Annotated in this window: 29 protein-coding genes; 12 read left to right on the plus strand and 17 right to left on the minus strand. The window is 60.3% G+C overall.

All coding sequences use genetic code 11. From position 1 onward, the window contains the following. Nucleotides 1-92: 92 nt before the first annotated feature. The 4 genes from sucD to zapE all read right to left on the minus strand — a co-directional run bounded on the left by sucD (nt 93) and on the right by zapE (nt 4,590). Nucleotides 93-968 carry a succinate--CoA ligase subunit alpha gene (gene sucD / locus GBCGDNIH1_RS22860; protein WP_011632769.1) on the minus strand — a complete coding sequence of 292 codons (876 nt, stop codon included), beginning with the start codon at nt 966-968 and terminating at the stop codon, nt 93-95. Continuing rightward, nucleotides 968-2,164: an ADP-forming succinate--CoA ligase subunit beta gene (gene sucC / locus GBCGDNIH1_RS22865; RefSeq protein WP_011632770.1), complete on the minus strand. Its 1,197-nt coding sequence runs from the start codon at nt 2,162-2,164 to the stop codon at nt 968-970. Before sucC ends, sucD begins: the two co-directional genes overlap by 1 nt. Nucleotides 2,165-2,301: 137 nt before the next feature. Further along, on the minus strand, nt 2,302-3,255 hold the full coding sequence (gene mdh / locus GBCGDNIH1_RS22870) for a malate dehydrogenase (protein WP_025318500.1): 954 nt from the start codon (nt 3,253-3,255) through the stop codon (nt 2,302-2,304). 195 nt (nt 3,256-3,450) lie between these two features. Further along, nucleotides 3,451-4,590 carry a cell division protein ZapE gene (gene zapE, locus GBCGDNIH1_RS22875; RefSeq protein WP_011632772.1) on the minus strand — a complete coding sequence of 380 codons (1,140 nt, stop codon included), beginning with the start codon at nt 4,588-4,590 and terminating at the stop codon, nt 3,451-3,453. Nucleotides 4,591-4,706: 116 nt separating this feature from the next. Between zapE and GBCGDNIH1_RS22880 the strand changes: the two genes are divergently transcribed. Both GBCGDNIH1_RS22880 and GBCGDNIH1_RS22885 read left to right on the plus strand, forming a co-directional pair. Further along, nucleotides 4,707-4,979, plus strand: a complete 273-nt coding sequence (locus tag GBCGDNIH1_RS22880) for a hypothetical protein (protein WP_025318498.1) — start codon at nt 4,707-4,709, stop codon at nt 4,977-4,979. Nucleotides 4,980-5,116: 137 nt separating this feature from the next. Further along, nucleotides 5,117-5,746, plus strand: a complete 630-nt coding sequence (locus GBCGDNIH1_RS22885) for a 2OG-Fe(II) oxygenase family protein (RefSeq protein WP_038512280.1) — start codon at nt 5,117-5,119, stop codon at nt 5,744-5,746. A 66-nt stretch (nt 5,747-5,812) separates the two neighbouring features. Here GBCGDNIH1_RS22885 and GBCGDNIH1_RS22890 read toward each other — a convergent pair whose 3' ends face one another. The 7 genes from GBCGDNIH1_RS22890 to GBCGDNIH1_RS22920 all read right to left on the minus strand — a co-directional run bounded on the left by GBCGDNIH1_RS22890 (nt 5,813) and on the right by GBCGDNIH1_RS22920 (nt 12,756). After that, entirely contained in the window at nt 5,813-7,114 is a 1,302-nt protein-coding gene (locus GBCGDNIH1_RS22890) for an MFS transporter (protein WP_043453094.1), read from the minus strand. Nucleotides 7,115-7,216: 102 nt separating this feature from the next. Further along, nucleotides 7,217-7,876, minus strand: coding sequence for a fused DSP-PTPase phosphatase/NAD kinase-like protein (locus tag GBCGDNIH1_RS22895; RefSeq protein WP_011632776.1), 660 nt, complete (start codon nt 7,874-7,876; stop codon nt 7,217-7,219). Between the two features lie 75 nt (nt 7,877-7,951). Further along, the gene (locus GBCGDNIH1_RS22900) at nt 7,952-8,734 is read right to left on the minus strand and encodes a succinate dehydrogenase iron-sulfur subunit (protein ID WP_025287391.1); all 783 of its coding nucleotides are present in this window, start codon (nt 8,732-8,734) and stop codon (nt 7,952-7,954) included. A gap of 20 nt (nt 8,735-8,754) precedes the next feature. Then, nucleotides 8,755-10,566 (minus strand): succinate dehydrogenase flavoprotein subunit, encoded by a 1,812-nt coding sequence (gene sdhA / locus GBCGDNIH1_RS22905; RefSeq protein WP_011632778.1) that lies wholly within the window; start codon nt 10,564-10,566, stop codon nt 8,755-8,757. Between the two features lie 103 nt (nt 10,567-10,669). Further along, nucleotides 10,670-11,068: a succinate dehydrogenase, hydrophobic membrane anchor protein gene (gene sdhD, locus GBCGDNIH1_RS22910; protein ID WP_011632779.1), complete on the minus strand. Its 399-nt coding sequence runs from the start codon at nt 11,066-11,068 to the stop codon at nt 10,670-10,672. Between the two features lie 28 nt (nt 11,069-11,096). Then, the gene (sdhC, locus tag GBCGDNIH1_RS22915) at nt 11,097-11,528 is read right to left on the minus strand and encodes a succinate dehydrogenase, cytochrome b556 subunit (RefSeq protein ID WP_025318497.1); all 432 of its coding nucleotides are present in this window, start codon (nt 11,526-11,528) and stop codon (nt 11,097-11,099) included. Between the two features lie 205 nt (nt 11,529-11,733). After that, a complete protein-coding gene (locus GBCGDNIH1_RS22920) occupies nt 11,734-12,756 on the minus strand; it encodes an aspartate-semialdehyde dehydrogenase (protein ID WP_043453096.1) in 1,023 nt (340 codons plus the stop codon). A 335-nt stretch (nt 12,757-13,091) separates the two neighbouring features. On the opposite strand from GBCGDNIH1_RS22920, the gene GBCGDNIH1_RS22925 reads away from it, so the two are divergent. The 9 genes from GBCGDNIH1_RS22925 to GBCGDNIH1_RS22965 all read left to right on the plus strand — a co-directional run bounded on the left by GBCGDNIH1_RS22925 (nt 13,092) and on the right by GBCGDNIH1_RS22965 (nt 19,336). After that, nucleotides 13,092-13,625, plus strand: coding sequence for a MarR family winged helix-turn-helix transcriptional regulator (locus GBCGDNIH1_RS22925; protein ID WP_025318495.1), 534 nt, complete (start codon nt 13,092-13,094; stop codon nt 13,623-13,625). A gap of 57 nt (nt 13,626-13,682) precedes the next feature. Next, nucleotides 13,683-14,306 carry a CDP-diacylglycerol--glycerol-3-phosphate 3-phosphatidyltransferase gene (gene pgsA, locus GBCGDNIH1_RS22930; protein ID WP_011632783.1) on the plus strand — a complete coding sequence of 208 codons (624 nt, stop codon included), beginning with the start codon at nt 13,683-13,685 and terminating at the stop codon, nt 14,304-14,306. Further along, nucleotides 14,303-14,872 carry a molybdopterin-guanine dinucleotide biosynthesis protein B gene (mobB, locus tag GBCGDNIH1_RS22935; RefSeq protein ID WP_011632784.1) on the plus strand — a complete coding sequence of 190 codons (570 nt, stop codon included), beginning with the start codon at nt 14,303-14,305 and terminating at the stop codon, nt 14,870-14,872. Before pgsA ends, mobB begins: the two co-directional genes overlap by 4 nt. Before the next feature lie 91 nt (nt 14,873-14,963). Beyond that, the gene (locus GBCGDNIH1_RS22940; protein ID WP_038515641.1) at nt 14,964-15,458 is read left to right on the plus strand and encodes a hypothetical protein; all 495 of its coding nucleotides are present in this window, start codon (nt 14,964-14,966) and stop codon (nt 15,456-15,458) included. Nucleotides 15,459-15,524: 66 nt separating this feature from the next. Continuing rightward, entirely contained in the window at nt 15,525-15,788 is a 264-nt protein-coding gene (gene moaD / locus GBCGDNIH1_RS22945) for a molybdopterin converting factor subunit 1 (RefSeq protein ID WP_011632786.1), read from the plus strand. A 6-nt stretch (nt 15,789-15,794) separates the two neighbouring features. Then, nucleotides 15,795-16,283 carry a molybdenum cofactor biosynthesis protein MoaE gene (locus GBCGDNIH1_RS22950; protein WP_011632787.1) on the plus strand — a complete coding sequence of 163 codons (489 nt, stop codon included), beginning with the start codon at nt 15,795-15,797 and terminating at the stop codon, nt 16,281-16,283. 115 nt (nt 16,284-16,398) lie between these two features. Continuing rightward, the gene (locus GBCGDNIH1_RS22955) at nt 16,399-16,605 is read left to right on the plus strand and encodes a heavy-metal-associated domain-containing protein (RefSeq protein WP_011632788.1); all 207 of its coding nucleotides are present in this window, start codon (nt 16,399-16,401) and stop codon (nt 16,603-16,605) included. Nucleotides 16,606-16,610: 5 nt separating this feature from the next. After that, nucleotides 16,611-18,797, plus strand: a complete 2,187-nt coding sequence (locus GBCGDNIH1_RS22960; RefSeq protein ID WP_011632789.1) for a heavy metal translocating P-type ATPase — start codon at nt 16,611-16,613, stop codon at nt 18,795-18,797. 20 nt (nt 18,798-18,817) lie between these two features. After that, nucleotides 18,818-19,336: a Cu(I)-responsive transcriptional regulator gene (locus tag GBCGDNIH1_RS22965; protein WP_011632790.1), complete on the plus strand. Its 519-nt coding sequence runs from the start codon at nt 18,818-18,820 to the stop codon at nt 19,334-19,336. On the opposite strand, the gene GBCGDNIH1_RS22970 is transcribed toward GBCGDNIH1_RS22965, so the two are convergent. The 5 genes from GBCGDNIH1_RS22970 to GBCGDNIH1_RS22990 form a co-directional block, all read right to left on the minus strand. Further along, nucleotides 19,330-19,761, minus strand: coding sequence for an EF-hand domain-containing protein (locus GBCGDNIH1_RS22970; RefSeq protein WP_196768585.1), 432 nt, complete (start codon nt 19,759-19,761; stop codon nt 19,330-19,332). The two genes, GBCGDNIH1_RS22965 and GBCGDNIH1_RS22970, sit on opposite strands and share 7 nt — an antisense overlap. 144 nt (nt 19,762-19,905) lie before the next feature. Then, the gene (locus GBCGDNIH1_RS22975; RefSeq protein ID WP_050748472.1) at nt 19,906-20,820 is read right to left on the minus strand and encodes a 3-hydroxybutyryl-CoA dehydrogenase; all 915 of its coding nucleotides are present in this window, start codon (nt 20,818-20,820) and stop codon (nt 19,906-19,908) included. Nucleotides 20,821-20,944: 124 nt separating this feature from the next. Further along, entirely contained in the window at nt 20,945-21,874 is a 930-nt protein-coding gene (locus tag GBCGDNIH1_RS22980) for an electron transfer flavoprotein subunit alpha/FixB family protein (RefSeq protein WP_011632793.1), read from the minus strand. A 3-nt stretch (nt 21,875-21,877) separates the two neighbouring features. Next, a complete protein-coding gene (locus tag GBCGDNIH1_RS22985) occupies nt 21,878-22,627 on the minus strand; it encodes an electron transfer flavoprotein subunit beta/FixA family protein (protein ID WP_025318490.1) in 750 nt (249 codons plus the stop codon). Between the two features lie 224 nt (nt 22,628-22,851). After that, entirely contained in the window at nt 22,852-23,040 is a 189-nt protein-coding gene (locus tag GBCGDNIH1_RS22990) for a twin transmembrane helix small protein (RefSeq protein ID WP_011632795.1), read from the minus strand. 172 nt (nt 23,041-23,212) lie between these two features. Here GBCGDNIH1_RS22990 and GBCGDNIH1_RS22995 point away from each other — a divergent pair, with 172 nt between their 5' ends. Next, nucleotides 23,213-23,932 (plus strand): 2OG-Fe dioxygenase family protein, encoded by a 720-nt coding sequence (locus GBCGDNIH1_RS22995; RefSeq protein WP_043453108.1) that lies wholly within the window; start codon nt 23,213-23,215, stop codon nt 23,930-23,932. Between the two features lie 10 nt (nt 23,933-23,942). Here the strand turns inward: GBCGDNIH1_RS22995 and GBCGDNIH1_RS23000 are convergent, their stop codons facing one another. Then, nucleotides 23,943-24,263, minus strand: a complete 321-nt coding sequence (locus tag GBCGDNIH1_RS23000) for a hypothetical protein (protein ID WP_025319995.1) — start codon at nt 24,261-24,263, stop codon at nt 23,943-23,945. Nucleotides 24,264-24,305: the final 42 nt, after the last annotated feature.

Raw genomic sequence — 24,305 nt, forward strand, 5'->3', positions numbered from 1 at the left:
ATTTATCCGGCGTCGTTCAGGCGCAGAGAAAGGACAGCATTGTCCAATACGCATGCGGCGCGGTGATGGATCACCGCGCCGCAAAAAAGTCCTTATCGCTTCAAGGCTTTCAGCATTGTCTCCCCCAGGGTTGAGGGACTTTGCGCTATATGCACGCCTGCCGCGCGCAAGGCGTTATACTTTGCCTCCGCCGTATCCCGGCCGCCGCTGATCACCGCCCCGGCATGGCCCATGCGTCGACCAGGGGGAGCACTGCTGCCGGCGATAAAGCCGACCACCGGCTTATCCGCACCGCTGGCGATCAGATACTCGGCCGCGTGAATTTCGCTCTGCCCACCGATTTCACCGATCATGACGATGGCCTCGGTCTCGGGGTCTTTGAGGAACATCTCCAGCACCTCGATGAAATCCGTTCCCTTGACCGGATCACCGCCAATACCGACACAGGTGCTCTGACCCAGCCCCGCCGCCGTGGTCTGCGCCACCGCCTCATAGGTCAACGTCCCGGAGCGGCTGACAATGCCGATGCGGCCGCGCTTGTGGATATGGCCCGGCATGATACCGATCTTGCACGCTCCCGGCGTAATAACACCCGGGCAATTGGGGCCGATCAACCGCGTATGCGTGCCCTCCAGTGCACGGCGCACGCGCACCATATCCAGCACCGGAATACCCTCGGTAATGCAGACGACCAGAGGCATGCCCGCATCAATGGCCTCCAGAATGGCATCCGCCGCATGCGGGGGCGGCACATAGATCACCGAGGCATCCGCCCCGGTGCGCTCCCGCGCCTCCATCACCGTGTCGAACACCGGCAGATCGAGATGGCGGGAGCCGCCTTTACCCGGCGTCACCCCACCTACGACCTGAGTGCCATAGGCAATGGCCTGTTCCGTGTGAAACGTGCCCTGCGCACCGGTCAGCCCCTGCACCAGCAGGCGTGTATGCGATCCAATGAGAATGGACATCAGCCTGCCTCCGCCACAGCCGCGACAATCTTGCGTGCGGCATCGTCCAGATCATCCGCCGCCACAATCGACAGGCCGGACTGGTTCAGGATCGCCCTTCCCTGCTCGACATTGGTGCCTTCCAGTCGCACCACCAGCGGTACGGACAGGCTGACCTCCCGCGCCGCGGCGACCACGCCTTCCGCAATCACGTCGCAACGCATGATACCGCCGAAAATATTGATCAGGATGCCTTCGACATTCGGATCGGCCAGAATGATCTTGAAAGCCGCCGCCACACGCTCCTTGGTCGCACCGCCGCCGACATCAAGGAAATTGGCGGGCTTTGCGCCGTACAGCCGGATGATATCCATCGTCGCCATGGCCAGACCGGCGCCATTGACCATGCAGCCGATCGTGCCATCCAGCGCGATGTAGCTCAGCTTGTGGCGTGCGGCTTCCAGCTCTTTCGGGTCTTCCTCTGCCGGATCGCGCAGGCGTTCCAGCTCCGGGTGGCGATAAAGGGCGTTGTCGTCGAAAATCACTTTGGCATCCAACGCCAGCATGTCCCCGCCTTTGGTGACGACCAGCGGGTTGATTTCCACCACTGCGCAGTCGAGCGCGATATAGGCCTTGTAAAGCGCCTTCACCATCCGGCCGAACGAGGCCAGTTGCATCCCGCTCAAGCCCAGCCGGAACGCAATCCGCCTTGCATGAAACTCGGACAGACCCATCGCGGGATCAACTGTTACCCGCACGATCCGCTCCGGTCGCGAGGCGGCGACCTCCTCGATATCCATGCCGCCCTCGGCTGAAGCGACAATGGTGACGCGGGATGTATCGCGGTCGACCAGCAGGGAGAGGTACAACTCCCGCTCGATCTCGCAACCGGCCTCGATATAGACACGATGGACGCGTCGCCCGGCAGCGCCGGTCTGCTTCGTCACCAGAATCTGGCCGAGCATCGCTGCCGCATGCTCGCCAGCTTCCTCGACCGAAGCCGCCAGGCGCACACCGCCGCGGCCGGACTGGCTGTGCAGAAAATGCCCCGCTCCGCGCCCGCCCGCATGGATCTGTGCCTTGACCACATAGCGTGGCCCCGGCAGCCGCCGTGCTGCTTCTCTCGCCTCGTCCGGGGTCCAGGCCACATGGCCTTCCAGCACCGGGATGCCAAACTCCTTCAGGAGTTCCTTGGCCTGGTATTCATGAATGTTCACAGATGCAGCTGCCTATCCGGAAAACAGGAACGGCCCCATCCGGGTTCAATCCGGAGGAGGGCCGTCTTTCATAACAGGAGGATAACATGCTTGCCGCATGTCGTTGCCTTTCGGCAATGCGGATTACGAAACCCTGATCAGCCGATCAGTTTCCGGGAGGCTGCAATCAGCTCCTTCACTGAATCACAGGATTTGTCGAAGGCGGCCTGTTCCTGCTCATTCAGGGAGATTTCGACCACGCGCTCTACCCCGCCAGCGCCGATGACCACAGGCACGCCGACATACAGACCGTCAATGCCATACTGGCCGGACAGATGCGCGGCGCAGGGCATCACCCGCTTCTTGTCCTTCAGATAGGATTCCGTCATCGCGATGGCGGAGGCCGCAGGCGCATAGAAAGCACTGCCTTTTTCCAGCAGCTTGACGATCTCGCCGCCACCATTGGCCGTACGGCTGACGATGGCGTCGATTTTTTCCTGCGTGGTCCAGCCCATGCGGATCAGATCCGGCACTGGAATACCGGCGACGGTAGAGTAACGAATCAGCGGTACCATCGTATCGCCGTGGCCGCCAAGCACGAAGGCCGTCACATCTTCGACCGAAACATTGAATTCATGCGCCAGGAACAGACGGAAACGGGCGCTGTCGAGGACACCAGCCATACCGACCACCTTGTGCGGGGGCAGGCCGCTCTTCTGCTGCATCACCCAGACCATCGCATCGAGCGGATTGGTGATGACAATCACGAACGCATCGGGGGCATGCGTCCGGATACCCTCGGCCACCTGAGCAATCACTTCGGCATTTTTAGCGACCAGATCGTCACGGGACATGCCCGGCATCCGTGGGAAACCGGCGGTTACAATCACGACATCCGCTCCGGCAATCGCGGCATAGTCGGAGCCGCCGACCATGGTGCTGTCAAATCCGTCCACCGGGGCGGACTGCATGATGTCCAACGCCTTTCCGGCGGCGACACCACCGAAAACGTCGAACAGAACAACATCGCCCAATTCCTTGAGACCAATCAGATGGGCCAGCGTTCCGCCAATATGACCGGCACCGATCAAGGCAATTTTGTTGCGAGCCATAGGGTCTCCTTCCGAGGGCAATGGAAAACGGCCCGTCTCGTGCCGCTATGCCAGACAACTGCCCGGGAGCCGTCCGGCACAAGCTGGGTATCCTGTTTTGCCGCATTGCGGCAAGAAACCCGGCTACCCGCTCCGTTTATGCCAGACCCTCGTTTTGATAAAGGCTTCATACTGACCCATAAAAAAAATTTATGATCAGGGAATGCAAGCGGTCTCGACGTAATCCTCACTCTGCATTTCCTCCAGCCGGGAGGCCGTGCGACGAAAAGCCTCAGCCCCCTCCCCGGCCTGATACAGCGCATCCGGCTGGGCCGCAGCAGAGGCAATGAGTTTGACCCGGTGATCATACAGCGCGTCAATCAACGTGATGAAACGTCTGGCCGCATCATGATTGTCAGGGGAAAGACATGGCACACCATCCAGCACCAAAACTTCAAAATGCGTAGCGATGGCCAGATAATCGCCGGGTCCAAGATTGGTGTTGCACAGATGGTCGAAATCGGCCCTTGCCACCCCGTTGGCAGCCAACGGAATGGTCAGCGTCCGTCCGGATACGGATAAGGAGACAGGGCCAGCCGGCACCCCATCACTCAGTTCCGCAAAGGCGCGGTCCAGGGCGGCATCGGCCCGTGCATCGGCAGGGACATGCCAGCGTGGCGTAACGCGCAGTCGATCCCGCCGCCAGTCACGCGCCCCGTTCAGCGTGACCAGATCCAGCTTCTGCCGGATCAGGGCGATGAAGGGCAGGAATGCATCGCGTCCCGGCTTGCCCGCAAACAGATTGTCAGGCTCCGTATTCGATGTCGCCACAATCACCACGCCGCGCGCAAACAGTGCCTCAAACAGACGGCCCAGCAGCATGGCGTCGGCAATATCGTTCACCTGAAACTCATCGAAGCACAGCAGAATACTCTCGGCGGCGATACTGTCTGCCAAAGGCGGGATTGGATCAGCGCCACCCGGGTTGTCCATGCGCCAGCGATGTACGCGGGCATGGGCATCCTGCATGAACCGATGAAAATGCACGCGTTTCTTGCGCGTCAGCCCGACTGCACCGTGGAACAGATCCATCAACATGGATTTGCCCCGCCCGACATCCCCCACCATGTATACCCCACGTGGCGGTTCTGCGCCCTGCGCCTGAGCACCCAGCAGACGGCTCAGCCAGCCTTTCCGGGCGGGGGCGGGGGATGGCTCATAACCTTGCAGGGCCTGCCATAAGGCTTGCAATTTCTCCGCCACCGCCAATTGCCCCTGATCAGCCGTAATGATCCCGGCCTCGGCACGGGCGCGATAGGCGGGCAGCGGGCCAAGGCTCAAATCATCACCGGTCATGGACGGCTCCTCTTGATCAACAAAGCTTGATCAACAAAGCGTGATCAAGGCAGCCGATCACCGCTTTATTCGTTGACGTTGCAGAATTGCATCACCGGATCTCCCGGAGAAAAGCGATGAAACATCTTCTGCTGACAGGCTTGCTGATAGCCTCCCTTGCACCCTCTGCACAGGCAGGGACTCCGCTGGAATTGTCCGTTCACGTGGGTTTCTCCGCGGCATGGCCCTATCGCAGTACCTGCATCAGGTCTGACGGGGACACCACCCCTCCACAAGCCACACCGGAAGCAATCGCTTTGGTAAACCATGCCTGCATGCGACCGGTGCTGGACGCACAGCCGCTTTCCACCATGAGCCTCGACAAACCCAAGCGTCTTCTGCGGACCTGACCGGAGCCGGAGAGAGGATTTCCCAATACCGCCGGCATGCTAGGAATACAGTGGAGAAAACGGGGGCCCGCTTTAATGTCTCCGCCACGTTTCCTGCCCGGTATGCGGGTCAGGGTTTGGGAGCAACGAAAAGCATTATGGAACTGAACTACACTGCACTGGATGAAACCCCTGTTTCATCAGACCCGTTCAACCACGTGCTGGTCCGGAATTTTGTGCCCGGCCCTGTTCTTTCCCGATTAATTCCGGAGCTACCGCTGCTGGAAAAAGGGGGGTCTTTTCCCGCCGAAGCCCTGCGGCTGGGACCGATCGGCAAAGACCTTTTCACAGAACTCTCCGGCCATCGTCTGAAGGCCGCGATCGCACGGAAATTTTCCCTCGATCTGGAGGATGCCGCAACCATGGTCACACTACGCGGCTGGTCTCGGGAAAAAGACGGACGCATTCACTGCGACAGTGTCGCCAAGCGGGTGACGATTTTGCTGTATCTGAATCCCGAAACAGAAGCCTGGGCCAAGCAGGAAGGCTGCCTGCGTTTGCTGCGTAGCCCGGACGATATCGAGAACTATGCCGTCGAGGTTCCGCCGGTGAATGGCACACTGCTGGTTTTCCCCAACGGCCCCACCACATGGCACGGCCACCGACAGTTCGTGGGGCGACGCTATGTAGTGCAGTTGAACTATATGGCCGACGATAAGGCGGCACGCTCTGAACTACGCCGCCACCGTTTCTCCGCGTTGGTCAAACGGCTGACCAGAGCCGCCTGATAACGTCATGCGGCATCGTCACAGGGCCGGCTACCAGCAAAACCCGGCCCTGTGCGGCAACAGGCATCAGTCTTCCTGAATCATACTCTGACGCTTTGTCTCCGGCATCATGATGTAAACGACCAATGACAGCATGATCATCATGGTCACATACCAGAAGAAATAAGGCTCATGGCCGTTCTGCTTGAACCAGAGCGCGACATATTCTGCGGTGCCGCCAAAGATCGTATTGGCCAGCGCATAAGGCAGCGCCACACCCAGAGCACGGATATGCGCCGGGAACAGCTCCGCCTTCACCAGCGCATTGATAGAGGTATAGCCAGACACGATCAGCAATGCCGCCAGCGACAACAGAAACGCGGGCAGCATATCATCGGTGGTGGCAAGAGCGCTGAAAATCGGAATGGTGAATGCAGTTCCGAGCAGACCGAACCCGATCATCAGCGGCTTGCGGCCGATCCGGTCGGACAACGCACCGTACAAAGGCTGTAACAGCATATAGATGAACAGGGCCAGAGCCGTGATGCGCGTACTTTCCGGACGGCTGAAGCCAGCAGAATTGACCAGAAATTTCTGCAGATAAATCGTATAGGTGTAGAAAGCGACCGTGCCACCCGCCGTCAGCGCCATCACCATGAAGGCCTGTTTGGGATAAAAACGGAACAGCGCCAGCCCGCTGGAACGGCGAGGCTCAGCCTGATCACGGTGTGCTTTGGTGAAAGCTTCCGTCTCCGCCAGTCCGCGCCGGATGTAATAGACTGCCAGCGCCAGCACGCCACCAATCGCAAACGGAATACGCCAGCCCCATTGCTCCAGCGTCTGCTCACTCATGAATGCCTGCAGAATCAGTTGCACCGCCAACGCGGTCAACTGGCCGCCCACCAGCGTGACGTATTGAAAGCTGGTGTAAAATCCCCTGTGATCCCGCCCGGCCATCTCACTGAGATAGGTAGCGCTGGCACCGTATTCCCCACCGACACTGACGCCCTGAATCAGGCGGGCCAATATCAGCAGGCCGGGCGCAGCCAGACCGATCTGATGATAGGAGGGAGCGACTGCAATGATCAGCGAGCCAAGGCACATCAGCGTTACTGACAATGCCAGACCCGCTTTGCGGCCGTGGCGATCCGTATAGGTTCCCATAATCCAGGCCCCGATCGGGCGCATCAGAAACCCAACCGCGAAAATCGCCGCCGCGCTCAGAAGCTGGGCAGTATGGTCTTCCGAGGGGAAAAAAGATTTGGCGAAATAAACCGTGAACGCCGAATAGGCATACCAATCATACCATTCGACGAGATTCCCGGCAGAACCACCGAGAATGGACTTCAACCTGCGTTTGCGTTCCTGAGAATCTGTATTCCAGGCCATAATCTTGGTACTTCCCCACAATACTGGCGAGTCTTGATGGCCGCCATTTCAGTATTCAGCCCGCCAGACCGCATGCCAGTCAGACTGGATAATTGTCGCCCGTCATTCCCGACGGAGCACCTTGTCCGTCAAAAAACTGGATAATCCGCCTGCAACGAAATCCCGCTTGAGTGCGACCTCGTCGTAATCGTGCTTTACCCAATCCAGAAAATTCTGCTTTCCCTCTGCCTCCCTTGCATATCGAACAAAGAATGCATCCAGAATCCCGGTGCGGGAGCGGTTGAAATGCCCGAACCGCCATGACAGCTGCCGCAAGGCCTGTGCCGCAGTACCACCGGTCAGAACAATAGCCAGTCCCGATGCCAGACCAGCCCGATCCGCCCCCGATTTACAGTGCATCAGGGCGGGATATTCGATCTGCTGCAGGATAGAGGCAAAGCGCAGGATACGGTCCCGATGCGGTGCACCCCGGCTTTCGAACGCCATATCGACATGAGCCATCCCCAGCCGCTGTGCCGCATCGCGCGACAACGCGTCAGAGCCGCATTGCCGGTGGCCACGCAGATTGATCAGAGTGCGAATGCCATGCCGCCTGACGGCAGCGGCCAAACGACCGGGCGTAGGGTGGTTGGAGCGGTAAAGGCCGGGCAGAACCTCAGCCCAGTTATCCCAGACGAGCCTGAAAACGGCATGATCGACGAAGAGGCTGTCAGCCCATGCACGGCGGCGCGTCGCGGGGCTGGAAAGATCACCAGTAAACATGCCGCCTTATAGCGGCACGGCGGAACGGAGGGAAATGCCCACCGTTCCGTAACGTTCCATCCCGGAAAAGTCCGCTCAGGCCTGACGTTCAGCCAGCAGCTTCTTGATCTCGCCGATCGCCTTGGCGGGGTTCAGGCCTTTCGGGCAGGTCTGCGCACAGTTCATGATGGTGTGGCAGCGATACAGCTTGAACGGATCTTCCAGCGCATCCAGACGCTCACCGGTCGCCTCGTCACGGCTGTCGGCAATCCAGCGATACGCGGCCAGCAGCGTGGCCGGACCCAGATAGCGGTCGCCATTCCACCAGTAGCTGGGGCAGGACGTGGTGCAGCAGAAGCACAGGATGCATTCCCACATGCCATCCAGTTCGGCCCTTTCTTCCCGGCTCTGGCGACGCTCGGCATCGGGCGGCGGGGGCGTATCGGATTTCAGCCACGGCTCGATGCTGCGCAACTGCGCATAGGCCTGCGTCAGGTCAGGGATCAGATCGCGCACCACCGCCATATGCGGCAGCGGATTGACGTTGCAGGCCCCCTTCACATCCTCGATCGGCTTCAGACAGGCCAGCGTATTGCCACCATCGATGTTCATGGCGCAGGAGCCGCAGATGCCCTCACGGCAGGAACGGCGGAAAGCGAGGGTCGTATCGACCTCGTTCTTGATCTTGATCAGCGCATCCAGAACCATCGGCCCGCACTGATCCAGATCGATCTCGTAGGTATCGACCACCGGATTATTCCCGTCATCCGGGTTCCAGCGATAAATCTTGAATTCCTTGACCCGCGTCGCACCCGCAGGCGCCTTGAACGTGCGGCCTTTGCCAATTTTGCTGTTTTTGGGCAGCGCGAATTCGACCATTGTCCGTATCCTCCCTGCTCTCAGTACACGCGCTTCTTGGGCGGGAAGACCGAGACCTCGTTGGTCAGGGTCTGCATTTTCACGGGGCGATAGCCCAGATGCACATCGCCACTCGCGTCCACCCAGGACAGGGTGTGCTTCATCCAGTCCTGATCGTTGCGATCCGGATAATCGTCATGCGCATGGGCGCCACGGCTTTCCGGACGGGCCTCGGCGCTGACCATGGTGGCGGCCGCGTTGCCCATCAAATTGTCCAGCTCCAGCGCTTCCACCAGATCGGTGTTCCAGATCAGGCTGCGATCGGTGACGGAGACATCCGACAGGCCGCCCCACACCGTCTTCATCTTCTTCACGCCCTCGGTCAGGCTGGCGCTGTTGCGGAACACGGCGGCATGACGCTGCATCGTGCGCTGCAATTCGGCGCGCAGATCCGCCACGCGGGAACCACCACTGGCATGACGACGGGAATCGAGGCGATCCAGCGCGGCCTCTCCCGCACGCGCGGGCAGCGGTGCGTGCTGCGCGCCCGGCTTGACGATCTCTGCCGCGCGATGCGCTGCGGCACGACCAAACACCACCAGATCGAGCAGGGAATTGGTGCCGAGACGGTTCGCACCATGCACGGACACGCAGGCCGCCTCACCCACCGCCATCAGGCCCGGCACCACCGCATCGGGATCGTCCGCCGTCGGACGCAACACTTCGGCGCGATAATTCGTGGGAATGCCGCCCATATTGTAGTGAACGGTCGGCAGAACCGGAATCGGTTCCTTCGTCACATCCACACCGGCAAACACCTTGGCGGTTTCGGAAATGCCGGGCAGGCGCTCGGCGAGGATCTCGGCTCCGAGATGCTCCAGATGCAGCAGGATGTGATCCTTGTTCGGACCGACACCCCGCCCTTCATTGATTTCGATGGTCATGGAGCGGCTGACCACGTCCCGACTCGCCAGATCTTTCGCAGTCGGCGCATAGCGTTCCATGAAGCGCTCACCGGCTGCATTGGTCAGGTAGCCGCCTTCACCGCGCGCGCCCTCCGTAATCAGGCATCCGGCGGGAAAAATACCGGTCGGATGGAATTGCACGAATTCCATATCCTGAGTCGGCAGCCCGGCGCGCAGCACCATGCCGCCACCATCACCGGTACAGGTATGGGCAGAGGTACAGGACTGGTAGGCGCGTCCGTAACCGCCCGTCGCCAGCACCACCATATGCGCCCGGAAGCGGTGCATGGTGCCGTCTTCCAGATTCCAGGCGATGACGCCGCGGCAGGCACCTTCCTCGTCCATGATCAGGTCGAGCGCGAAATACTCGACGAAGAATTCGCAATGATGCTTCAGGCTCTGCTGATACAGCGTGTGCAGCATCGCATGGCCGGTCCGGTCGGCTGCGGCGCAGGCGCGCTGTACCGGCTCCTTGCCGTAATCCCGCATATGGCCGCCGAAGGGACGCTGATAGATACGCCCATCCTCGGTGCGGCTGAACGGCACGCCGAAATGTTCAAGCTCGTAAATCGCCGGAATAGCCTCGCGGCACATATATTCGATGGCGTCCTGATCCCCGAGCCAGTCGGAGCCTTTCACCGTGTCGTACATATGCCAGCGCCAGTCATCGGGCGTGATATTGCCCAACGCCGCACTGATGCCGCCCTGCGCCGCCACAGTATGGCTGCGGGTCGGGAACACCTTGGTGACACAGGCGGTTTTCAGCCCGGCGGCACCCATACCCAGAGTCGCGCGCAGGCCGGCGCCGCCGGCGCCGACGACAACGACATCGTAAGTGTGATCGACGATTCTGTAAGCGCCGGTGGAGGGAGACGTTATCGCGTTCATTCTTGACCGATCCGCTGGGGCATTCGAGCCGGTGTCCGACCGTAGGGAGGAATGCCGGAAAACCCGGCAGGCGAGAAAAAATCTGGCGGTGTGGCCGCCAGCGTCAGAGCGTCATCTTCAGGATGGAAACCGCACAGGCCAGACCGAGCAGGAAGCAGACGGCCTTTGTCGCGAGCAGGCTGGCGATTTTCACGGATTCCGTATGTACGTAATCCTCGATGATGACCTGTAGACCGAGCTGGACATGGTGGAAAGTGGCGAACACCAGGCTCAGCAGCAGCACGGCATGGACCGGATGACCAACCCATTGCGCGACCTCGGCCCGGCTATGACCGGTCAGGTGCAGCGCGGCGAAGATGAACCAGAGGGTCAGCGGCACCAGTGCAACCGAAGTCACACGTTCCGCCCACCAGTGGGTCAGGCCGTGTTTCGCGGAACCAAGGCCACGCGCACGGCCCAGATGGCTGCGCATGACGCGAATACGGGGAGATGATTGAGCCATTTTTCTGCTCCTGCTGTACTGATGCCGGTTACAGAACCACGGCAGCGGCGATCCAGATCGCCACGGTAAACAGGGCCGTCAGCCCCAGAACGATATAGGAGCTTCTGTTGGCTTCGTGCTTATCGAAGCCATAGCCCGCATCCCACACCAGATGACGGATGCCGTTGATGAAATGGTACACCAGCGCCACCGTCCAGCCGAACAGCAGCAGCAACCCGAACCCTGAGCGCATGAAGCCGGACACGATGTCGTAAGCATGATCGGAGGTCGCAGCCGCCACCAGCCACCATGTCAGCAGCAGGGTGCCAATTGCCGCTGCAACACCGGTCACCCGGTGAAGAATCGAAAGTGCCATCGTGATGGGCCAACGATAGACCTGAAGATGGGGTGACAGCGGACGATGGATCAGTCGGCCATCGCTCGTCCGTCCAACCGCCAGAGCCTCATGTGTGTCAGTCATGGTAAGGGGCCTGCCTCTGCGCACTTTAATTTCACAAAACCAGCGCGCTTCTTTCATACTTGTGCGCCGCAGCGCGGTCAACGCGAAAGAAGCACTAAAATGATCCGGACAACCCTGATCTGCCGGTATCAGGATGGCGTGCCGTATCGCAGGATCAGACACCCCAACGATAACGGGCGGCCCAAAGCCGCCCGTTTCATTTTGGTCACCGCACTCTGAGCCGCTTCTGCTGGATCAGAAGCTCCGCAATCTGGACCGCATTCAACGCGGCCCCCTTGCGGAGATTGTCGGACACACACCAGAACGCCAATCCGTTCGGCACCGTGGGATCCTGCCGGATGCGGCTGACATAAACCGCATCCTCACCCTGACATTCCAGTTGCGTGATGTAGCCACCATCCTCCCGATGATCGACCACAGTAATGCCGGGCGCCTCCCTCAGCACCGCACGCGCCTCCGATGCCGTCACCGGCTTTTCAAATTCGACATGCACTGCCTCGCCATGGCCGATGAACACCGGCACGCGCACGCAGGTGGCAAAAACGGCGATATCCGGATCGAGAATCTTGCGGGTCTCAACCGCCATTTTCCACTCTTCCTTGGTGGCACCGTCATCCATGAACTTGTCGATATGCGGGATGCAGTTGAAGGCGATTTCCTTGGTGAACTGCTCCGGCTTGGTGGGATCGTTCACGAAACCGGCCTTGGTATGGCTGAACAGCTCGTCCATCCCTTCCTTGCCGGCGCCGGAGACCGACTGATAGGTCGCAACGGAAACGCGCTTGACACCCCAGCGCGTATGGAGCGGCTTCAGCGCCACGACCATCTGGATGGTCGAGCAGTTCGGATTGGCGATGATACCGCGCTTGATGGAATCGAGCGCCTGCGGATTGACCTCCGGCACCACCAGCGGAACATCCGGCTCCATACGGAACTGGCTGGTATTATCGACCACGATGCAACCAGCCGCCGCCGCACGCGGGGCATGCACGGCAGAGACGGAGGCACCGGGGCTGAACAGGCCGATATCCCAGCCGGTGAAATCGAACGTTTCCAGGTTCCGGACCTTCAGAACCTTGTCTTCACCAAAGGAAATCTCCTGCCCGGCTGAGCGGCCGGATGCCAGCGCCGCCACTTCCGAGACAGGGAAGTCACGCTCGGCCAGGGTTTTCAAAATCTCGCGGCCCACTGCGCCCGTCGCGCCAACTACCGCTACCCTGTAACCCATGTCTTTTCGCTCCATCCTGTGTCAGCCCGCCATGCAGCCCACCACCACCCGCCGACACGAATGCGACGGCCAGAGCAGGCTTGCCAGAGGGGGACAGCCATCCAGGGGGACAGCCATCAATAGAAAATGCCTATACGCCAGCTGCCTCCGGAACAAGCTCATCACCTGCTCCCAGCCACGAGCGCGAAGACCATCAGCCGCGCAAGGATTGCAGGGCAATGCAGTTATAACGTTTTCTTATCGAACAACACTTGTCGTTTTCCCCTCTTCTATCATGCTATCATGACAGCAGGCTTTATCTGGAAATCTCTCCGGACTTCTCCCATAAGCAGCGTATGAGGTGCGAAAACCCTGACCCATCCGAATTGAATCTCGATCTGCTGCTGCTGCTGAACGACGTTGCCCGTCTGCTCCGCATTGCTGCCGACAAGCGTGCGCGGCTGCATGATATGACCCGCGCCCAGTGGATCATGCTGCTATGGCTGGATCAGATGCCCGGCATCTCCCAGAAACAGCTTGCCGAGAAACTCGAAGTTGAACCCATCACCGTCGCCCGGCTGGTAGATCGGCTGGAACAGCGCGGCATGGTGGAACGCCGTCCCGATCCGTCGGACCGGCGTATCTGGCGGCTTCACCTGCTGCCTGCCGCCCACCCGCTGATCTCGGACATCAATGCAGGACGTGCCGAAATTCTGCAGCTGGCTACCCGGGAGTTGGACCCCTCTTTGCTGGAACCAATGCAAGCCGGCCTTATGCGCATGAAGCATACGCTCTGTTCAGAACTACGCCCAAGAAAACGTGATCAGGATGATCAGGATCGGATACAGGGTCATTCTACCTCATCAGTGTCTTCCCCTGAAGGAGAATAACCTGCTTTGTAATGTGGATGGTTTTCATCCGGCCATGGAAACGGCTAAGACAGCATCGTGCCAACTGATCTTCCCAATCTGCTGACCTTATCGCGCATTGCCGCCATCCCTCTGATGGTGGCGCTGATTGCATTTGGCAGCCCCGGTGGCGATCTGGCCGCCTGTATCATTTTCTCTGCCGCCGCCATCACCGATTATTTCGACGGTAAAATCGCCCGCGACCGCCGCCAGATTTCCGATCTGGGCCGGATGCTGGACCCTATTGCCGATAAATTGCTGGTCGGAGCCTCCCTGATGATGCTGGTCGGGTATGGCCGGGTCGGCGATCATGGCCTGTTCCCCGCTATCGTCATCATGCTGCGGGAAATCCTCGTCAGTGGTCTGCGCGAATATCTGGCCGGACTACAGGTCAGCCTGCCAGTGACCCGGCTGGCCAAATGGAAAACCGGTGTGCAAATGGGCGCACTCGGCACCCTGCTGGGGGGCGATTCTGCGGCCCATCTCATCGGCCTCGGGTTTCTACCCGTGCAGTTGATCGGGGAGATTCAGTTATGGATCGCCGCCGGACTGACATTGGTAACGGGCTGGGATTACCTGATGGCCGGATTGCGCCATGTTTCCCCCCCAGCCGGCGTCGCAAAACCCGAACATCCCTCTCCCACACCCAGTCGCACACCATGACGACCGGAACTTCACCAAATTCCGCCATCGCGAAGCCGAAAATTCTTGGCATTGCAGGCTGGTCCGGCAGCGGCAAAACCACCCTCCTCACATCCCTGATTCCGCTTCTGAACGCATCCGGGCTACGTGTCTCCACCATCAAACATGCCCATCATGGCTTTGACCTCGATCATCCGGGCAAGGATAGCTGGCGGCACAGGGAAGCCGGGGCGCATGAGGTCATGCTGATGGGTGAGGCACGCTGGGCCTTGCTGCATGAACCTCGCGCAGATGAGGAGGCGCCCGATCTGGACCGTTTGGTACAGCGCATGGCGCTGGTAGATGTCATTCTGGTAGAGGGTTTCCGCAGTTACCCTCACCCCAAGATCGAGGTCTACCGGCCCGCAACCGGGAAACCGCCCCTCTGGCCGGACCGGCGTGACATCGTGGCGGTTGCGGCCTCGCCTTTTCCCCCGGAAACGCTGGAAGGCGGCATCCATAAACCGTGTTTTCTGCCGCTGGATGATGTGCAGGCCGTTGCAAACTGGACGATTGGCTTTCTCAGCCGCTATGTAGCCCCGGCTTGATCGTTCCGGTTCTGCGATCCATTGCAATATGATTGCTGTTTTGTCGTCTCTTTCCGGTTATTCCGGTTGCTATCGTTCAAGGAAGCTCGTCATGCGTCGTCTGACCTTGCTGGGTATCATGCTGTCTCTGTCAGGCTGCGGCTTCGGTGATTTTCTGTCGGATACCCACACTTTCCGCAGCAACCCGAACGGGCCGATCGGCTCCAGCCCGAACATGCTGCGGGTGCAAGGGCAACGTACCGTCACCACGCCGCTGACCACCGAGCCGGGAGATGTCTGGCCCGGTCCGATCCCGCCCACCCCCACCTTGTCCGACCTTCAGAAGCAGCAGAATAGCGTCGCGCCTGAGCTGGGCGGCGTACGACGCACACCCAATATGCCGCTTGGCACAGGTGTCATGCCGTCTCCCGCACCCTATAAGCCGATGCCGGAAGGTAATGGAGCCGTCAAAGGCACGGAACCGGGCAGTACGGGCAGAAATACAGACGGGCAGATCATCGTCCCGAATGGAAACGGCACCAGTACGGTGATCGAGCCTGACGGAACGGTCCGCACCATTCCAACCCCCAAGGACAAGACACGCTGACGTGTTGCTGCCCGAGGATATCGTTTTTTTATTGATTGCTCGACGTGGAGGCTGATCGGAACACCAATGAAGGAGGGGCTACATATCGTTTATTTCGCGTGGCTTCGCGACCGGATCGGTCGTAATGAGGAACACGTGCCGTTACCTCCGGGTGTCGCGAATGTCGGTGGGCTGATCACCTGGCTGCGTGGACGCGGCAGGGATTACAAATCAGCGCTCGCCACTGAAAATCGCATCCGCTGTGCCGTCAATCATGAGGTTGCGGCGCTCGACACGCCCATCTCTCCGGGGGATGAAGTCGGGTTTTTCCCCCCGATCACAGGCGGATAACCCCTTATGATCCCCCCGCTCCCGCGTATTGCGGTTCAGGCTGATCCCTTTGATATGACAAGGGAATATGAAGCCCTGATCGCAGGACAGCGCCGGATCGGGGGGGTTGGCAGCTTTGTCGGCGTGGTGCGCGGTGAAAGCGCCGGGCAGAGCGAACAGTTACAGGGCATGACCCTGGAACACTATCCCGGCATGACCGAAAAACAGATCCACCGCATTGCCGAAGAAGCCATCCGGCGCTGGTCCCTGCTGGGCTGCACCATTATCCACCGGATCGGCTACCTCCCTGCCGGTGCCCCTATCGTTCTGGTGATGACCGCCGCACCGCACCGTGAGGCTGCGCTGCAATCGACCTCCTTTCTGATCGACTGGCTGAAGACCAAAGCCCCGTTCTGGAAACAGGAGCATCTGGAAGACGGCACCACACGCTGGGTCGCAGCAAGGGATGAGGATGAGATCGCCGCCGATCGCTGGAATATCGTCAGCGCCTCTTGACCTTCCAGTGCTGGAACCTTCCATTTTTCAAGCTGTTCCAGATCAGACAGGGCCGTGATGCCGGTCTGATAAGATCCATCTGGCAAGCTCCATCTGGCAAGGAAAGAAACGGTCGATGACCCCAACCACCATTCTCGCGATCAAGGGCATGACCTGTGAAGGCTGTGTCAATGCCGTTCGCCGCATTCTGCTGGCTGTGCCGGGCGTTTCCGATGCCTCCGTAACCCTTGGGCGGGCCGAGATCAGCGGCGGGGAAACCGCAAGGCTGATGGAAGCGGTACGCGATGCGGGCTTCGGTGCCGAGATTCTCGCAACGGAGTAACCCCGATGCCGGTTGAAACGATGCCATCCGGTTCCGCCCGGCAGGAGCTGGATATCACCGGCATGACCTGCGCCAGTTGCTCCGGCCGTGTGGAGCGGGCGCTGCGCAATGTCGAGGGCGTCAGCCGGGCGGTGGTTTCCCTTATCAGCCATCGCGCCCTGGTCGAAGGCTCCGCCCGGATCGAAACACTGGTAGCGGCCGTGACCCGCTCCGGCTTTACCGCCACCCCGCTGACGGGAGAGCGCGAACAGGAAGAACGGATCGAGCAACAGGCACGCAGGGCGACCCGGCAGGAAGCGCTGCGCGTGCTGCTCTCCGCGCTGTTGACGGCGCCTTTGCTGCTGCCCATGCTTGGAGTGCCTCTACCCGGGCTGCTGATGCTGGTGCTGGCAGGCATCGTCCAGATCGGTTTCGGATACCGTTTCTATATCGCTGCATGGCGAGGCTTGCGGGCCGGAGCCGGCAATATGGACCAGCTGGTCGCCATCGGCACCAGCGCTGCTTTTCTTTACAGTGCCATCGCCGTGCTGTGCGGGGACAGTGAACACGGCTATTTCGATGCCTCCGCTGTCGTCATCAGCCTGATCCTGTTCGGGCGCTGGCTGGAAAGCCGGGCGCGGCAGGCCACCGGCTCTGCCACGCGCGCTCTTTCGGCCCTCCGCCCCGACACCGCACGGCTACAGAATGGCGATGAAGAACGCCTTGTTCCCGCAAGCCACCTGATGCCGGAAGATATCGTGATCATCCGCCCCGGCGAGCGCTTCGCCGCCGATGGAAAGGTTGTGTCCGGCCAATCCGATGCGGATGAAAGCCTGCTGACCGGGGAAAGCCATCCGGTTCCCAAGCACCCCGGTGATTCCGTCATCGGCGGCGCTATGAACGGTTCCGGTCTGCTGAGGGTGCGCGTCACAGCCACCGTCAATGATGGGACACTCGCGCGCGTGATTTCGCTGGTGCGGGAAGCGGAAGCCAGCCGTGCCCCGGTACAGCGGCTGGTCGACCAGGTCGCCGCTATTTTCGTACCTGGCGTGGTGACAATCGCCGTGCTGACATTTCTGGGGTGGTGGATCATCGGCCATGACATTGCGAACGGGTTCCGCGCTGCCGTCTCCGTGCTGGTGATCGCCTGCCCCTGTGCGCTGGGGCTGGCCACGCCCGCTGCCCTTATTACCGGCACCGGAATCGCTGCCAGACGCGGTATTCTGATCCGCGATGCCGCCAGTCTGGAGCGGGCAGGCAGCATTGATACCGTGGCACTGGATAAAACCGGCACGATCACGGAAGGCAAGCCGGTGCTGCATGAGATCATTCTGCTGCCCTCCGCCCCGATCGGCATGGACAAAGCCACGATCCTGCGTCTGGCCGCTGCCGCCGAGTCGGGCAGTACCCACCCGCTGGCGCATGCCGTCCGTGAATCGGCCCTGACCAAGGGAACAACTCTCCCGATGCCGGATTTCCTTCAGGAGCGTCCGGGGGAAGGCGTGATCGCCCATGTCTCCGGCCATGAAATCGCCATCGGCAATGCGGCGCTGTTCACTCATCTGGACATCCCCGACAGCCCGCAAGCCATGGCCTTGGAACAGGAGACACCGGCCGCCATCCTGCGGGTTGCCATTGATCGCATTCCTGCTGCGTTGTTACTGGTCGAGGATACGCTTCGCCCCGGTGCCGCTGTCGCCATCCGCCGCATTCACGCCACCGGCTGCACAGTGATGCTGCTGACCGGTGATACCGAAGCGTCCGGCCTCAAGGCGGCAAAGACCGCAGGGATTGAACTGGTCGAAACCAGATTGCGCCCCGAAGACAAGGCCGCCCGGATCGCCGCATGGCAAGCCAAAGGCCATGTCGTTGCCATGGTCGGCGACGGCGTCAACGATGCACCGTCTCTGGCGCAGGCCGATCTCGGAATCGCCATTGGCACCGGAGCCGATGCGGCCCGCCATGCAGCCGGCGTTATCCTGATGCGACCGGAGCCGGGCCTGATTGCCGACGCCATTTCGCTCAGCCGCGCCACAAGGCGTAAAATCCGGCAGAATCTGTTCTGGGCCTTTATCTATAATGCCATCGGTCTGCCCTTTGCGGCTCTGGGCCTGCTCAACCCCGTGATCGCGGGAGCGGCCATGGCCTTCTCGTCAGTCAGTGTGGTGGTCAATGCACTGCTGCTGAAACGCTGGAACCCCTCCTCTCCTTAAACTATCGGAGGATCATCCCCTTGCCTGACACACCGGAACCGGATCACACGCACGATCATCGGGGTGGTCTTGCCATCGGCGAGGTCTCACGCCTGTCCGGCCTGCCTGCGAAAACCATCCGTTATTACGAGCAAGCCGGGCTGCTGCCCCCTCCGTCTCGCAGCGATAATCAGTATCGCCGCTACAACCACGAGGTGCTGGAACGCCTGCGTTTTCTGTCAACCGCACGTGGGCTGGGCTTTCCATTGCAGGAGCTGAAAATGCTGATGGCCCTGCGCTCAGACCCGCATCGCGCGAGTCGCGAGGTCAAATCACTGGCCCTGAAACATATTGAGCGTCTGGAGATTGATATTGCTCGGCTTCAGACCATGCGAGACACGTTGCAGGGACTGACTGCCGCTTGCGCGGGCGATGACTGCCCCGCCTGCACAATTCTGGATGCGCTCAACAGCGCAGGTACCCATACGCAAAACGGTGCGGGCACCAAAGCACCCGCACCGTTCTGTCAGACTGAGCCGGAAAACCGGAACAATCAGTAAGCCAGCAGTGCCACCAGCGCGCGGCCATTCTCGGTGGTCAGCTCAGCCGGGCTCAGCGTGCCGTCATGATCCGGGTCGGCCTTTTTGAAATAGGCATCGACCAGCTTCAGCCATTCGGCCTTGTCCAGAGAACCGTCATGGTCGGGATCGAAGGCAGCCAAAGCCTTCTTGCCGAGGATACCGGTCAGCTCGGACGCATCCAGCGTGCCTTCGTGATCAGTGTCCAGAGCGTCGAACTTCGCTTCAGCGGCCTTATGGGCCTCTTCCAGGCTGACAGTGCCGTCATTGTCGGGGTCAAGGCGGCTCATCACCAGGCTGGTGTCATGCGGGGTCGCATCAACAGCGGCCATGGCAACATGGGACAGGCCCTGAGAAGCCAGAATGGACAGACCGAACGCGGCGGTCATCAGAACAGTTTTACGCATTATGTGAACTCCTATTGCACTTTCTGCAATAAATAGGCCCCATAAATGCAGAACATGCAAGCGGATAATGCGCAAACCTTTCAAAAAGGTCGCGCATACGACTTATGCAGCAGCAGAATGAGTGAGAAAAAGCGGACAGACCCGTCAGCGCGTGGGGCGCGGCGGCGTATGAGCGTAATCGTAGAAGCCACGGCCTGTTTTACGGCCCAGCCACCCGGCTTCGACATATTTTACCAGCAACGGGCAAGGACGATATTTACTGTCGGAAAGACCGTCGTACAAAACCTGCATGATGGAAAGGCAGGTATCGAGGCCGATAAAATCCGCCAGTTCCAGCGGCCCCATTCTGTGGCTGGCCCCCAGCCGCATGGCAGTGTCAATTCCGCTGACAGTGGCCACGCCCTCGTAAAGCGCAAAAACCGCCTCGTTGATCATCGGCACCAGAATACGGTTGACGATGAAGGCCGGGAAATCCTCGGCCACTGAAATGGTTTTATCCAGTCGCTGCGCCAGAGCGCTGACAGCAGCAAAGGTCCGATCATCCGTCGCAATGCCGCGGATGATCTCCACCAGCTTCATCACCGGCACCGGGTTCATGAAATGCAGCCCGATGAATTTCTCCGGCCGGTCCGTACTCGCCCCCAACCGGGTGATCGAAATGGAGGACGTATTGGTGGCCAGAATACAATCCGGCTTCATATGAGGCGCCAGAAGCTTGTAGAGCGCTTTTTTGGCTTCTTCCTTTTCGGTGATGGCCTCGACCACCAGATCGCACTCACTGAGCCGATCATAACCGACCGCCGTGACGATACGCGTCAGCGCCGCCGCTTTCTGCTGCTCTGTTGTTAATCCAGCCTTGATCTGCCGATCCAGATTGACGCGAATCGTCGTCATGGCACGATCCAGAGCTTCCGCTCTGATATCGGTCAGTACCACCTCGATCCCTGCCAGGGCACAGACATGAGCAATGCCGTTGCCCATCAACCCCGCACCGACCACACCGATTTTTCGGATGGGATAAGATGTGGCTTCAGAAAGAGGCAAAGGCTCGACGCTCATGACGATATATTCCTGTTGCGGATCATGATGCCTGCCAATCGATGCAAAGGGGAGCATGGACCGACAAGCGTATCATCGTCACGCAGCAAGGCACGATTCAACACGGGACGCAAAGAGGCTTTGATCAGAGTGCTTTTTCAAGGGCGGGAAGCGCCTCGAACAAATCGCCGACATAACCGTAATCGGCCACCTGAAAGATCGGCGCATCCGGATCTTTGTTGATGGCGACGATGACCCGGCTGTCCTTCATCCCCGCCAGATGCTGGATGGCGCCGGAGATACCGACCGCGATATACAGTTCCGGCGCGACAATCTTGCCGGTCTGCCCGACCTGATAATCATTCGGCGCGTACCCTGCATCCACAGCGGCGCGGGATGCACCGACCGCAGCATTCAGCTTCCGGGCAACCCGGTCCAGCAGCGCGAAATTTTCGGCGCTCTGCATTCCCTTGCCGCCGGAAATCACGATCCGGGCGGAACCGAGTTCCGGTCGTTCGCTGGCCGTCAGCGCCTCCGACACGAAGCGGGAGCCGCCTTCGACCGGCACGGCGGAAGACTGAACGATGTCGGCAGAGCCACCTTCGGAGGGAACCGGTTCGAAACTGGCAGCCCGCACGGTGATGACCTTTACAGGGTCTGCCGAACGCACGGTTGCCAGCGCATTACCGGCATAGATCGGTCGCACGAAGGTATCGGAAGATTCAACGCTGCAAATATCGCTAATCGGCTGCACATCCAGCAACGCCGCCGCGCGGGGCAGCACATTCTTGCCCGTGGCGGAAGCCGGCGCAAGGATATGGGAATAATCCGGCGCCAACGCCACCAGCAGGGCCGCCAACGGCTCCGCCAGCGCATGGGCATAGGAAGGGGCATCGGCGGTCACAACACGTGACACACCGGGAATGGCGGCAGCCTGGGCAGCGACCCCCCCGACATCCTGCCCGGCGACCAGGATATGGAGGTCTCCGCCCAGTTTCCGGGCGGCGGCAATGGCGCTGCGGGTCGCCTGTTTCAGCGTGCGCCCGTCATGTTCAGCAAGAACCAGTGCGGTCATGATTCAGATCACCTTCGCTTCGGTCTTCAGCTTCGACACCAGTTCATCGACAGAGCCGACTTTCACTCCTCCCTGACGCGGCGGCGGTTCTGCCACACGCAACACGGTCAGACGCGGGGATGCATCGACCCCGAGATCAGCCGGAGTCATGGTCTGTATCGGCTTCTTTTTCGCCTTCATAATGTTCGGAAGGCTGGCATAGCGCGGCTCATTCAGCCGCAGATCCGCCGTCACGACGGCCGGCAGGGAAAGCTGCACGGTCTGCGCGCCGCCATCAATTTCACGGGTGACGGTGATGCCGCCATTTTCCACCGCAACAGCGCTGGCAAACGTGCCCTGCGGCCAGCCGAGCAATGCCGCCAGCATCTGGCCGGTGGCATTCATGTCGTCATCAATGGCCTGCTTACCCATGACGACCAGTCCAGGCTGTTCCTGCTGCACCAGAGCACGGAGGATCTTGGCGACGCCCAGTGGCTCCACCGTCTCTTCAACCTGTACCAGAATGCCACGATCAGCACCCATCGCCATACCGGTGCGCAGCGTATCCTGTGCCTGTGCCGGACCGACGGAAACGACGACGATTTCGGTCGCCACGCCTTTTTCCTTCAGGCGCACGGCTTCCTCAACCGCGATTTCATCGAACGGATTCATCGACATTTTTACACCGGCCGTTTCAACCCCGGTGCCATCGGCCCTGACCCGAACCTGAACGTTGTAATCGACTACCCGTTTGACCGGGACGAGGATCTTCATGGCGGTTCCCGCTGCGTTTGAATGTCCGGAGCCATGATGAGGCCATATCGACCGCCACCATGCCGAGCTGACCGCCCGGTGCATAAACCGGCAACCAGACAAGGCGGCACGGCATTACTTCCCGGAACGGCGCACTGGATATGCAAGCGGGTCGCAAGGCTGTCAAACCGCTTCCGTGCAGCCCTGTTCCGGAAAAACCGCTTCAGTCCCCTCGGCGCCGGATATCAGCGCCAGACATTGAAGGCCAGCACACATAACAGGATCGCAATCCCCTGAAACAAAATACGATAGCGCATCAGCTTGTTGGAACGCTCCGGACTGCCGCCGGAACCGACCGAGCCGATACCGGCCACAAGCGTTCCCACAACCAGAGCCATGGAGATGACAAGCAGGATCAGGGCGATTGTATGCATCCGAACCTCTTACCGCGACTCGGCCTGGCTGCCCATACAGGACTTGCATGACCATCGGGAAATAAACACATGCCCTTGACGGCAGCGTTCCACTATGTGCCAGCACCTGCCCGATTTTTATTGTGACCCGGCGTGGACACCCTGTCAGCGCCAGACCTGCCGAGTGCCCGCCATGTTCGATGCCCTGACGATCCAGCTGCGTGACTCCGGATACGCCTTCGTCCGTTCAGAGCATGCCACATCCCTGCTATCCGCCTTTAACGATGGCAACAGAGCCGGACTCTCCGACTGGACGGCCTTTGCCGATAGCTGGAACAGGCTGGCCCTCGATACCTATATGGCCGATGGAGGCCGTTACCGCCGTCGGCGTCATGCCGTTTTCAATATTCTGCCCGGCCACGCTGCCGAACGCGGTCAACATCAGCCGCATTATCAGGGGCTGGAATATAACCGCCTGAATGGCGGTATCGAGCGCTGGTTCGAACCGATGGAAGAAGCGGTCGCGTCCGGCCCCACCATGACCTGTATCCTGGCTTTCTGCCGCACCCTGTTCGAAAGCCTGATGCCGCAGACGGGATGGCATGTTGAAACCCACCAGTTCCGCATCGAGGCCACCGCAGATGGCGGCAAGCCGACACCGGAAGGGCTGCACCGGGACGGTGTGGATTACGTGCTGGTACTGATGGTGCGGCGGGACAACATCGCCAGCGGTGAAACCTCGATCCATGGCGATGACGGAACGCTGCTAGGCAGTTTCACCCTGACCGAACCGCTGGACATGGCGCTGGTGCATGACCGGCGCGTCTATCATGGTGTAACGGCCGTGCAGGCGATTGACCCTGCCCTGCCTGCCTATCGCGATGTGCTGGTCGTAACCTTCCGCAGACGCTGAAAGCGCGCCCTCAACGCGCCGCCTTCTCCGCATGGCGGAGAATCAGCAGGGCCTTACGCAGACGCAGAATACCCCCGCGCACATGCCCCTGATCACACAGATGCCTCCCCTGATCAGCCAGTTGCGTTACGTCAGAGGGGGGAGCGCCGAGCACGAAATGCGCTTCCTGTCGGGCCAGCTTATGCTGCAACTGCTGGCAGTAATCCAGCGTGTCGGAGGTAATCAGCTGAGGCGCATCCGCCAGACAGGGGGTCACCCCACTTCCCAGCACCGCCACAAGCAGAGCGGACCCCATGCAGGCACAGAGACATGATGGTATGCGGCTGTTCATAATCCTATCATGCCTCATTCCACATGACCGTGGAATGGGGGC

This window comes from Granulibacter bethesdensis CGDNIH1 (assembly GCF_000014285.2).
Lineage (GTDB): Bacteria > Pseudomonadota > Alphaproteobacteria > Acetobacterales > Acetobacteraceae > Granulibacter > Granulibacter bethesdensis.

Bases quoted from the DNA above. Each gene is read 5' to 3' on its own strand.
- GBCGDNIH1_RS22890 (WP_043453094.1), bottom strand. From the start codon at position 7,114: ATGGCCTGGAATACAGATTCTCAGGAACGCAAACGCAGGTTGAAGTCC.
- GBCGDNIH1_RS22995 (WP_043453108.1), top strand. From the start codon at position 23,213: ATGTTCGATGCCCTGACGATCCAGCTGCGTGACTCCGGATACGCCTTC.
- sdhA (WP_011632778.1), bottom strand. From the start codon at position 10,566: ATGAACGCGATAACGTCTCCCTCCACCGGCGCTTACAGAATCGTCGAT.
- zapE (WP_011632772.1), bottom strand. From the start codon at position 4,590: ATGACCGGTGATGATTTGAGCCTTGGCCCGCTGCCCGCCTATCGCGCC.
- GBCGDNIH1_RS23000 (WP_025319995.1), bottom strand. From the start codon at position 24,263: ATGAACAGCCGCATACCATCATGTCTCTGTGCCTGCATGGGGTCCGCT.
- GBCGDNIH1_RS22955 (WP_011632788.1), top strand. From the start codon at position 16,399: ATGACCCCAACCACCATTCTCGCGATCAAGGGCATGACCTGTGAAGGC.
- mdh (WP_025318500.1), bottom strand. From the start codon at position 3,255: ATGGCTCGCAACAAAATTGCCTTGATCGGTGCCGGTCATATTGGCGGA.
- sdhC (WP_025318497.1), bottom strand. From the start codon at position 11,528: ATGACTGACACACATGAGGCTCTGGCGGTTGGACGGACGAGCGATGGC.
- sucD (WP_011632769.1), bottom strand. From the start codon at position 968: ATGTCCATTCTCATTGGATCGCATACACGCCTGCTGGTGCAGGGGCTG.
- GBCGDNIH1_RS22960 (WP_011632789.1), top strand. From the start codon at position 16,611: ATGCCGGTTGAAACGATGCCATCCGGTTCCGCCCGGCAGGAGCTGGAT.
- GBCGDNIH1_RS22950 (WP_011632787.1), top strand. From the start codon at position 15,795: ATGATCCCCCCGCTCCCGCGTATTGCGGTTCAGGCTGATCCCTTTGAT.
- GBCGDNIH1_RS22920 (WP_043453096.1), bottom strand. From the start codon at position 12,756: ATGGGTTACAGGGTAGCGGTAGTTGGCGCGACGGGCGCAGTGGGCCGC.
- GBCGDNIH1_RS22895 (WP_011632776.1), bottom strand. From the start codon at position 7,876: ATGTTTACTGGTGATCTTTCCAGCCCCGCGACGCGCCGCCGTGCATGG.
- GBCGDNIH1_RS22885 (WP_038512280.1), top strand. From the start codon at position 5,117: ATGGAACTGAACTACACTGCACTGGATGAAACCCCTGTTTCATCAGAC.
- moaD (WP_011632786.1), top strand. From the start codon at position 15,525: ATGAAGGAGGGGCTACATATCGTTTATTTCGCGTGGCTTCGCGACCGG.
- sdhD (WP_011632779.1), bottom strand. From the start codon at position 11,068: ATGGCTCAATCATCTCCCCGTATTCGCGTCATGCGCAGCCATCTGGGC.
- GBCGDNIH1_RS22900 (WP_025287391.1), bottom strand. From the start codon at position 8,734: ATGGTCGAATTCGCGCTGCCCAAAAACAGCAAAATTGGCAAAGGCCGC.
- GBCGDNIH1_RS22940 (WP_038515641.1), top strand. From the start codon at position 14,964: ATGCGTCGTCTGACCTTGCTGGGTATCATGCTGTCTCTGTCAGGCTGC.
- mobB (WP_011632784.1), top strand. From the start codon at position 14,303: ATGACGACCGGAACTTCACCAAATTCCGCCATCGCGAAGCCGAAAATT.
- GBCGDNIH1_RS22970 (WP_196768585.1), bottom strand. From the start codon at position 19,761: ATGCGTAAAACTGTTCTGATGACCGCCGCGTTCGGTCTGTCCATTCTG.
- GBCGDNIH1_RS22925 (WP_025318495.1), top strand. From the start codon at position 13,092: ATGAGGTGCGAAAACCCTGACCCATCCGAATTGAATCTCGATCTGCTG.
- GBCGDNIH1_RS22980 (WP_011632793.1), bottom strand. From the start codon at position 21,874: ATGACCGCACTGGTTCTTGCTGAACATGACGGGCGCACGCTGAAACAG.
- GBCGDNIH1_RS22975 (WP_050748472.1), bottom strand. From the start codon at position 20,820: ATGAGCGTCGAGCCTTTGCCTCTTTCTGAAGCCACATCTTATCCCATC.
- GBCGDNIH1_RS22985 (WP_025318490.1), bottom strand. From the start codon at position 22,627: ATGAAGATCCTCGTCCCGGTCAAACGGGTAGTCGATTACAACGTTCAG.
- GBCGDNIH1_RS22990 (WP_011632795.1), bottom strand. From the start codon at position 23,040: ATGCATACAATCGCCCTGATCCTGCTTGTCATCTCCATGGCTCTGGTT.
- GBCGDNIH1_RS22880 (WP_025318498.1), top strand. From the start codon at position 4,707: ATGAAACATCTTCTGCTGACAGGCTTGCTGATAGCCTCCCTTGCACCC.